A 10,465-nucleotide genomic window follows, 5' to 3' on the forward strand; every position below is an offset into this window, starting at 1 on the left:
AAACTTTGCCAATGCCTCTCGACATTGGCAAAAAGAATTACCACATATAACCGGCACCAACGGTTGCACCTACACTACCGCGACTGTTACTGGATACAGAACCTTTAATAATCCAGTTACCGCCGTCGGAGATGGAAGAGATACCCACTGCATAAGCCTGTTGACCGCGATAAGTACTACCGCCCACACCGACTAAGCTCTTACCAGGAATATAAGCCTGAGGGATACCTGCCGTTGCCATTGCGGTTGCCGTACCTGCATCGGCTCTAGCTTCCGCTTGAGCAATACGGTTGTTAAAGCCTTGTGTAATACCATTTAATTGGCTGACATTTACCGCATCTGTAGGTTCAACCCCCGGAGCTACGTTGGTAATACGATTACCGCCGTTATTTAAGCCTTTGGTGGTTAAACTAACCGTACGCGCCGGGTTGCCTGCCGGTGTAATAGTAATACCGGAACCGTTTTGTACCACTGTATTACCTTCCGCATCTGAGGTTTGAACCGAAGTCAGACCGGTTAAGGCTTTAGATAATTTCACCGTGAGCTTATCACCGGATGATACAACACCGATATTATTATCAGACAGTTTGCTACTGTCGGTTTGACCGCCGACAATATTCAAGGTTGAACCCAGCTTGCGGTTTATGCTTTCGCCGCTATCGCCTTTAAAGCTCAAACCATCATCCATGGTAGCTACCTGACGGGTTGTAGTAGAACCGTCCGCATTATTGGTGTTGTAGGTAATACGTGTAATACCATCACCACCCTGTGCCGGAGCATCTAAGGTTCCCTTACCATTGGATACGGTAATGGTCGCATCAGCCCCGTCTTTACCTTTCACCGAGATAGAACCGTCTGCACCGTTAATTACGATATTGGCACCGTCTTTACCGCTCACCACGATAGAACCGTCCGCACCGTTAATCACGATAGTAGCGCCTTCTTTACCATTTACGGTAATGGAACCGTCAGCACCGCCCTTATTACCGGCGGCCGAATCCGAACCTTTTTCACCGACAACAAAGTTATTGTTAGCGGCAAGTTCATAACCATTATCAATTTGCTTAACAATAATATTGTTATGCGTCGCATTCTGATTAAGAGCAAAGGTTTCATCAGTATTTACACGGGTCGCTTTAGATTTATCTTCAGCGGACATTGCATCAATTTCAGATGTATCACCATTTGTTGTCAGGTTAAAGCCGGCACTAGCAACTGTTGAATTCAGCTGCGATAAATTCACCGCATCAGTGCCATTAACTGCTGCTGTTACATTGGTAATCTGTTTGTTACCGGCATCAATACCGGATTGAGTAACACTCGGGCCATCTTTGATGGTTAAGCCGTTACCGTTCAGCGTTGTATTACCAACGGTTACGCCATCGTTATCAACCTTAGTATCACCGATCTGCAGGCTACCGTCTTCACCTAAATCAATATCCTTATCTAAATTTACAGTAAACTCCTTGCCTCCGGTATCATTTTTACCCTCTGTTACAGTGATATTTTTTCCACCGACTACAGTTTCTTCTTTGGCAATTTGTTGTTTAATTTCGTTAGATAAATCAACTTGATAAGTTGTGGTGTAATTAGCGGCATCTGTTTCTGCTTTCACAACTACACTGTCAGATCCGGCGCTAACAACTGATTTATCAGCATTTACAGTATAAATGGTTTGGTTCTTAGCACCTTGCGTACTATTAATAGTTACGTTTTTACCTGCTTGCACCTCAGTTTTAGCTGCAGCACTTGAGGCCTCTAACTGATCCAAGTTCACCGCATCCGTACCGTTAGTACCCGCCGCCACATTGGTAATGGTATTACCGCCGTTATTCAGACCGCTATCGGTCAGACTAACAGGTTTTTTATCCTGAGCAATTGGCGTAATAGTAATACCGCCGCCGTTGATTACCGTATTGGAACCGCTACCTGTCAGACCGATAGAGCTTAGGTCGGTCAGAGCTTTCGCCATTCTAACAGTAAGAACTCCGTCAATATTATCTACGCGCAGGTTCTTATCCGCTACCTCGGCATCATCATCCGCACCACCTTTGATGGTTAAGGTTTCATTCAGCTTCTTAGCAATCACGCCGCCTTTATCACCTTGGAACTTCAGACCGTCATTTAAGGTCGCAACGGTTTCCGGTTTACCGGTCGGGTTGCCTTCAGCATCTTTCGGCTGATAAACGATACGGGTGGTGGTTTCACCGTCCTTACCGTTAACACCGGCAGGGCCTTCTCCGCCTTTAATGGTTAAGCCGTCTTTACCGTCTTTACCGTTCAGACCGATGGAGCCGTCTTTACCGTTGATCACTACTGCGCTACCGTCTTGACCGTTTACGCCGATAGTACCGTCTACGCCATCCTTGCCGTCTTTACCTTTCTCACCCACGGTTACATTATTGGAGAGCGCTACCTGCAACGCTTTGGTGCCGTTTTCACCATCCACCACTTTCGTCGTAACACTGCCGTCGCCAATCACGCTGACGGTTTTACCCAGATCCGCTTTCACCGCAGTACCCTTGTCATCGGTTAAACCGAAGCCGTCGGTGGTCAGGTCAGTAACCGTATTTTTCAGGTCGCCCACATTCACCGCATTGCTGCTTGTAGCATTGCTTAAATCCGTTGGGTTGCCATCTGCATCAACCAGGCCGCTAGAGACGTTGGTAATGGTATTACCGCCGTTATCCAAACCGTTACCGGTCAGACTAACATTGCCTTTACCTTCCGCCGGGTTGGTCGGAGTAATGCTGATACCGTCACCACTTACTTTAGTTGTACCGTTCGGATTTGATGTGGTTACCGAGCTTAAATCCGCCAGGTCTTTCGCCATCTTAATCACTAAGCTGTCGTTATCATTATCCACACGGAGGTTTTTATCCGTTACCGTCGCATTGCTATCCAGGTTACCTTTGATGGTTAAGGTTTCATTCAGCTTCTTAGCAATCACGCCGCCTTTATCACCTTGGAACTTCAGACCGTCATTTAAGGTCGCAACGGTTTCCGGTTCACCGGTCGGGTTGCCTTCAGCATCTTTCGGCTGATAAACGATACGGGTGGTGGTTTCGCCGTCCTTACCGTCAACGCCGGCAGGACCTTGTGCACCTTTAATGGTTAAGCCGTCTTTGCCGTCTTTACCGTTCAGACCGATGGAGCCGTCTTTACCGTTGATCACTACCGCACTGCCGTCTTTACCGTTTACACCGATAGTACCGTCAACACCATCCTGGCCGTCTTTACCTTTCTCACCCACGGTTACATTATTGGAGAGCGCCACCTGCAACGCTTTGGTGCCGTTTTCACCATCCACCACTTGCGTCTTAACGCTGCCGTCGCCGATGACGCTGACGGTTTTACCCAGATCCGCTTTCACCGCAGTACCCTTGTCATCGGTTAAACCGAAGCCGTCGGTGGTCAGGTCAGTAACCGTATTTTTCAGGTCGCCCACATTCACCGCATTGCTGCTTGTAGCATTGCTTAAATCCGTTGGCTTGCCATTTGCATCAACCAGGCCGCTAGATACGTTGGTAATGGTATTACCGCCGTTATCCAAACCGTTACCGGTCAGACTAACATTGCCTTTACCTTCCGCCGGGTTGGTCGGAGTAATGCTGATACCGTCACCACTTACTTTAGTTGTGCCGTTCGGATTTGATGTGGTTACCGAGCTTAAATCCGCTAGGTCTTTCGCCATCTTAATCACTAAGCTGTCGCTATCATTATCCACACGGAGGTTTTTATCCGTTACCGTCGCATTGCTATCCAGGTTACCTTTGATGGTTAAGGTTTCATTCAGCTTCTTAGCAATCACGCCGCCTTTATCACCTTGGAACTTCAGACCGTCATTTAAGGTTGCGACGGTTTCCGGTTTACCGGTCGGGTTGCCTTCAGCATCTTTCGGCTGATAAACGATACGGGTGGTGGTTTCACCGTCCTTACCGTCAACGCCGGCAGGACCTTGTGCGCCTTTAATGGTTAAGCCGTCTTTGCCGTCTTTACCGTTCAGACCGATGGAGCCGTCTTTACCGTTGATCACCACGCTGGAGCCATCTTTACCGTTTACGCCGATAGAGCCGTCTATACCGTCTTTACCGTTCTGACCGTCTTGACCCGCTTCGCCTTTTTCACCCACCACAATATTGTTGCTGGTAGATACCGTATAGGTGGTCGAACCGTCCTTATTGGTTTTGCTGGTTACGTTGACGTTCTGACCTTCTTCAACATAGGTCTTCGACGCCGCACCAGTGGCGTTTAACTGGTCTAGGTTCACCGCATCCGTACCGTTGGTACCGTTTGCTACATTGGTAATGGTGTTACCGCCGTTATTCAGACCTTTATCAGTCAGGCTGACATTGCCTTTACCTTCCGCCGGGTTAGTCGGGCTAATGGTAATACCGCCGCCGTTCAATACCGTGCTGACATTATCGCCGCTTAGGCTGATGGAGGTTAACTCTTGCAAGTCTTTCGCCATCTTCACCACTAAGGTGCCGTTATCGTTATCCACGCGCAGGTTTTTATCCGTTACCGTCGCATTGCTAGCCAGGTTACCTTTGATCGCCAGGGTTTCACCCAGTTTCTTAGCGATAACTTCACCTTTATCCCCTTGGAACTTCAAGCCGTCATCCATGGTCGCCACTTCACGAGTAACGTTTTCCATAATGATATTGCCGTTTTCATCCTTCTGCGGATTACCTTCTGCATCTAATACCGGACGGGTAGTTTCATAAACCACACGGGTGATTTCTTTACCGCCGTCTTTTGGCTCAACCGTGGTTTGACCTTCGCCTAATTTAATGTTGGCGGAGATTAAACCGTCTTTGCCGTTAACGCCGTCTTTACCCGCCGGGCCGGTTAAGCCGATGGAGCCGTCTTTACCGTTGATCACCACGCTGGAGCCATCTTTACCGTTTACGCCGATAGAGCCGTCTATACCGTCTTTACCGTTCTGACCGTCTTGACCCGCTTCGCCTTTTTCACCCACCACAATATTGTTGCTGGTAGATACCGTATAGGTGGTCGAACCGTCCTTATTGGTTTTGCTGGTTACGTTGACGTTCTGACCTTCTTCAACATAGGTCTTCGACGCCGCACCAGTGGCGTTTAACTGATCCAGGTTCACCGCATCCGTACCGTTGGTACCGTTCGCTACATTGGTAATGGTGTTACCGCCGTTATTCAGACCTTTATCAGTCAGGCTAACATTGCCTTTACCTTCCGCCGGGTTAGTCGGGCTAATGGTGATACCGCCGCCGTTCAATACCGTGCTGACATTATCGCCGCTTAGGCTGATGGAGGTTAACTCTTGCAAGTCTTTCGCCATCTTCACCACTAAGGTGCCGTTATCGTTATCCACACGGAGGTTTTTATCCGTTACTGTCGCATTGCTATCCAGGTTACCTTTGATCGCTAGGGTTTCACCCAGTTTCTTAGCGATAACTTCACCTTTATCCCCTTGGAACTTCAAGCCGTCATCCATGGTCGCCACTTCGCGAGTAACGTTTTCCATAATGATATTGCCGTTTTCATCCTTCTGCGGATTACCTTCTGCATCTAATACCGGACGGGTAGTTTCATAAACCACACGGGTGATTTCTTTACCGCCGTCTTTCGGCTCAACCGTGGTTTGACCTTCGCCTAATTTAATATTGGCGGAGATTAAACCGTCTTTGCCGTTAACGCCGTCTTTACCCGCCGGGCCGGTTAAGCCGATGGAGCCGTCTTTACCGTTGATCACCACGCTGGAGCCGTCTTTACCGTTTACGCCGATAGAGCCGTCTATACCGTCTTTACCGTTCTGACCGTCTTGACCCGCTTCGCCTTTTTCACCCACCACAATATTGTTGCTGGTAGATACCGTATAGGTGGTCGAACCGTCCTTATTGGTTTTGCTGGTTACGTTGACGTTCTGACCTTCTTCAACATAGGTCTTCGACGCCGCACCGGTGGCGTTTAACTGGTCTAGGTTCACCGCATCCGTACCGTTGGTACCGTTCGCTACATTGGTAATGGTGTTACCGCCGTTATTCAGACCTTTATCAGTCAGGCTGACATTACCTTTACCATCTGCTTTAGGATCGATAACGATACCCTCGCCGTTCAATACCGTGCTGGCATTATCGCCGCTTAGGCTGATGGAGGTTAACTCTTGCAAGTCTTTCGCCATCTTCACCACTAAGGCGCCGTCTTCGTTATCCACACGGAGGTTTTTATCCGTTACCGTCGCATTGCTATCCAGGTTACCTTTGATCGCTAGGGTTTCACCCAGTTTCTTAGCGATAACTTCACCTTTATCCCCTTGGAACTTCAAGCCGTCATCCATGGTCGCCACTTCGCGAGTAACGTTTTCCATAATGATATTGCCGTTTTCATCCTTCTGCGGATTACCTTCTGCATCTAATACCGGACGGGTGGTTTCATAAACCACACGGGTGATTTCTTTACCGCCGTCTTTCGGCTCAACCGTGGTTTGACCTTCGCCTAATTTAATATTGGCGGAGATTAAACCGTCTTTGCCGTTAACGCCGTCTTTACCCGCCGGGCCGGTTAAGCCGATGGAGCCGTCTTTACCGTTGATCACCACGCTGGAGCCGTCTTTACCGTTTACGCCGATAGAGCCGTCTACACCGTCTTTACCGTTCTGACCGTCTTGACCCGCTTCGCCTTTTTCACCGATAACCAGATTATTGCCGGTTGCGATTTCGTAACCGTCTTTCACCTGTTTTACCGTGATATTTTTACCGGCATTTAGGCTAAAGGTATCGTTATTTGCAATACGTTTATCTTCATCGGTCAGGTTTTCTTCAACCTGTGACTCACCGCCGTTTGCAACGGTAGTTAAGTTAAAGCCGACTTTACCTAAGGTATTATCTGTAATGTCTTTGGTAGCGTTCTGTAAATCACCCACATTCACTGCGTTATTCAGCTGAGCGCCGCTCACATTATTTAATACGTCGTTAAAGCTTTGGCCATCCGCAAGTGTTGTACCGTTCGGTAATACACCGCTATCCACATTGGTTACAGACACCGGAGCACTTTCATTGGTACCAACAAACTTCACGCTGTTAGTTGCATTCGGTGTTAATTTACCGTCCGCATCCACATAGCTGCTGGTGGTATCAAACTTAATATTGCTGACACTACCGTTGGTGGTGATATTGACTTTAGTACCGACACCATCCGTAAAGTTAACGGTATCGCCATGTTTTACAAAGTCTTTCGCGTCGCCATTACCCTGTAGGTTCCAGCCCGCATTTAACACATCGCCTAAACTGGCGCCGTTGCTTAGGGTGGCATTATCTAATGTATTACCGTCCGCTAAAGTGGTCGGAGCCGCAGTGGTGTTATTATCCGTACCGGCTAAATTGCTGCTGACATTGGTAATGGTATTACCGCCATTATCCAGGCCGTTACCGGTTAACTTAACATCACCTTTACCTTCACCCGGTGCTGTCGGGCTAATAGTAATACCATCCCCATCCACTTTAGTTGTGCCGTTATCGCCGGTTGTAGTGACGGAAGTTAGGTTCGCCAAATCTTTGGCCAGTTTTACTACCAGACTACCGTTGTCATTTACAACACCGATATTATTATCGGCCAGTTTATTTGCATCAGTTAGTCCACCTTTAATAGTTAAGGTTTCATTCAGTTTCTTGGCGATCGCATCCCCGCTATCTCCTTGGAACTTCAGACCGTCATTTAAGGTTGCTACAGTTTCCGGATCACCTTTCGGTTGGCCATTCTCACCGGTTGGCTGGTATACGATGCGGGTAACATTTTCACCGTTTTTACCGTTAACACCGGCCGGGCCTTGTTCACCTTTAATAGTTAAACCGTCTTTACCATCTTTACCGTTCAGACCGATTGAACCGTCTTTACCGTTGATCACTACGCTGGAGCCGTCTTTACCGTTTACACCGATAGAGCCGTCTACACCGTCTTTACCATTCTGACCGTTTTGACCCGGTTCGCCTTTTTCACCGATAACCAGGTTATTGCCGGTTGCGATTTCATAACCGTCTTTCACCTGTTTTACCGTGATATTTTTACCGGCATTTAAGGTAAAGGTATCGTTATTTGCAATACGTTTCTCTTCATCGGTCAGGTTTTCTTCAACCTGTGACTCACCGCCATTTGCAACGGTGGTTAAGTTAAAGCCGACTTTGTCTAATGTATTGTCTGTGATGTCTTTTGTCGCTTGATGTAAGTCATTCACATTCACGACATTCGTACCATTACCGTTGTTTACCGCAGTTTCTAACGCATCTGAGAAACTCTGTCCATCCGCAAGTGTTGTACCGTTCGGTAATACACCGCTATCCACATTGGTTACAGACACCGGAGCACTTTCATTGGCACCAACAAACTTCACGCTGTTAGTTGCATTCGGTGTTAATTTACCGTCCGCATCCACATAGCTGCTGGTGGTATCAAACTTAATATTGCTGATACTACCGTTGGTGGTGATATTAACTTTAGTACCGACACCATCCGTAAAGTTAACGGTATCGCCATGTTTTACGAAGTCTTTCGCGTCGCCATTACCCTGTAGGTTCCAGCCCGCATTTAATACATCGCCTAAAGTAGCGCCGTTGCTTAGGGTAGCATTATCTAATGTGTTACCGTCCGCTAAAGTGGTCGGAGCCGCAGTGGTGTTATTATCCGTACCGGCTAAATTGCTGCTGACATTGGTAATGGTATTACCGCCGTTATCCAGGCCGTTACCGGTTAATTTAACATCACCTTTACCTTCACCCGGTGCTGTTGGGCTAATAGTAATACCATCCCCATCCACTTTAGTTGTGCCGTTATCGCCGGTTGTAGTGACGGAAGTGAGGTTCGCTAGATCTTTGGCCAGTTTTACTACCAGACTACCGTTATCATTTACAACACCGATATTATTATCGGCCAGTTTATTCGCATCAGTTAGTCCACCTTTAATAGTTAAGGTTTCGTTCAGTTTCTTGGCGATCGCATCCCCGCTATCTCCTTGGAACTTCAGACCGTCATTTAAGGTTGCCACAGTTTCCGGCTCACCTTTCGGTTGGCCGTTCTCATCGGTTGGCTGGTATACGATGCGGGTAACATTTTCACCGTTTTTACCGTTAACACCGGCCGGGCCTTGTTCACCTTTAATAGTTAAACCGTCTTTACCATCTTTACCGTTCAGACCGATTGAACCGTCTTTACCGTTGATCACTACGCTGGAGCCGTCTTTACCGTTTACGCCGATAGAGCCGTCTGCTCCCGGTTTACCGTCTGCACCTTTCTCACCCACAGTAACATTATTGGATAAAGCTACCTGTAGCGCTTTTGTTCCGTCTTCATTCGTTACAACATTAGTAGTCACACTACCGTCGCCAATCACGCTTACGGTTTTACCCAGATCCGCTTTCACCGCATCGCCGTTGTCATCGGTTAAACCGAAGCCACCGGTAGTTGAGTTAGTCAGATTATTAACCGTAGCATTCAAGTCACCTACATTCACCGCATTGGTGCCGGTTGCATTGGCTAAATCCGTTGGATTACCCTCTGCATCAACCAGACCGCTGGATACGTTGGTAATGGTATTACCACCGTTATCCAAACCGTTACCGGTCAGGCTAACATTGCCTTTACCTTCCGCGTTAGGATCGATAACGATACCGTCGCCACTCACTTTAGTTGTGCCGTTATCGCCGATTGTAGTAACGGAAGTGAGGTTCGCCAAATCTTTGGCCAGTTTTACCACCAGACCATCCTCGCCTTTCACTACTCCGATATTATTATCGGCCAGTTTATTCGCATCAGTTAGTCCGCCTGTAATCGCTAAGGTTTCACCCAGCTGTTTAGCGATTTCCTGATTATCATCACCTTTAAACTTCAGACCGTCATCCATAGTCGCCACTTCACGGGTTGTGGTCGTACCGTCCGGATTGGTGGTGTTATAAACAATACGGGTGATGTTATTGTCGCCGTCTTTCGGGTTCACCGTGGTTTTACCTTCGGCTACACTGATATTGGCATTGGCACCATCTTTACCGTCTTTACCCGCCGGGCCGGTTAAGCCGATGGAGCCGTCTTTACCGTTGATCACCACGCTGGAGCCGTCTTTACCGTTTACGCCGATAGAGCCATCTACACCGTCTTTACCATTCTGACCGTTTTGACCCGGTTCGCCTTTTTCACCGATAACCAGATTATTGCCGGTTGCGATTTCATAACCGTCTTTCACCTGTTTTACCGTGATATTTTTACCGGCATTTAAGCTAAAGGTATCGTTATTCGCAATACGTTTATCTTCACTGCTCAGATTCGCATCAACCTGGGATTCACCGCCGTTTGCAGTCGTGGTTAAGTTAAAGCCGACTTTACCTAATGTATTATCCGTAATGTCTTTGGTGGCATTCTTTAAATCACCCACATTCACGGCATTATTTAACTGAGCGCCGCTCACATTATTTAATGCGTCGTTAAAGCTTTGGTCTTT

General features: G+C 47.7%; 1 protein-coding gene. It reads right to left on the reverse strand.

Annotation, left to right across the window (positions count from 1 at the left end; genetic code table 11):
• Positions 1–37 precede the first annotated feature (37 nt).
• Positions 38–10,432: a beta strand repeat-containing protein gene (locus tag EDC45_RS10345; protein ID WP_208107260.1), complete on the reverse strand. Its 10,395-nt coding sequence runs from the start codon at positions 10,430–10,432 to the stop codon at positions 38–40.
• Between the last annotated feature and the right edge of the window lie 33 nt (positions 10,433–10,465).

Origin of the sequence: Mesocricetibacter intestinalis, assembly GCF_004363295.1 — a bacterium.
GTDB lineage: Bacteria > Pseudomonadota > Gammaproteobacteria > Enterobacterales > Pasteurellaceae > Mesocricetibacter > Mesocricetibacter intestinalis.